Source organism: Burkholderia sp. SR8 (genome assembly GCF_052851275.1).
In genome coordinates this window covers 1-674 of record NZ_JAULUC010000080.1, presented here as the reverse complement: position 1 = coordinate 674, position 674 = coordinate 1, and the positions used below count along the sequence as shown (strand labels likewise).

Sequence of the window (674 nt, the reverse complement as noted above, 5' to 3'; positions counted from 1 at the left end):
CGCTCGGCGAATGCGTGCGCGAGGTCGATCGACACGCCGAACGGCTCGCCGGTGGCCGGGTCGCGATTCGCGAGGATCGGGTTGCCGAGATTGATCGACGCGCGCAGCTTGCCGGTCGGCGTGAAAGCGGAGAGGACGGAAGGATCGATGGACATGGAAGGGCTCGTGAGGATCGAATGCGCCGGCGGGCTTGGCGCTCAGGGTTTCAGAATCGCACTGATGCGCGACAGCGCATCGAGCGTATGCAACAGATGCTGACGCAATGCTTCGGATGCCTCTTCGTTGCGTTCGCGCTCTAGCAGTTCGAGCACGTGCAGATGCTGCTTCGCGTGTTCGACGTAACGTTCGCGATCCTGCATCGAGCGGTACGACAGCAGACGGCGCACGCGGTTCACGCGCCGGATCGTGTCGATGAAGAAGCTGTTGCCCGATGCCTCGACGAGCGATTCGTGGAACCGCACGCCACGCTCGTGCAGCTGATCGGCGGTATCGGTCTCGATGCCGCCGGCGAGCAGGTGCTTCTCGACTTCGCGGCACCGTTCCAGCACCTTCGGTTCGAGCCGGTAGCCCGGTTCGAGCAGCGCGGCCGGCTCGAGCGCGAGGCGCAGCCGGTACGATTTCAGCAGGCTGTCCGGCGTCGTCAGCATCGGCGAGAACTGCCAGCCGTAGCCGGG

General features: G+C 65.1%; 1 protein-coding gene and 1 pseudogene. Both read right to left on the bottom strand.

What is annotated here, in order from left to right; translation table 11 throughout:
* Positions 1 to 155, bottom strand: a pseudogene (locus tag Q3A80_RS31900) (ABC transporter substrate-binding protein); the annotation flags it as partial.
* A 42-nt stretch (positions 156 to 197) separates the two neighbouring features.
* The coding region (locus Q3A80_RS31895) for an FCD domain-containing protein (RefSeq protein WP_446332750.1) at positions 198 to 674 on the bottom strand (477 nt) is incomplete at its 5' end.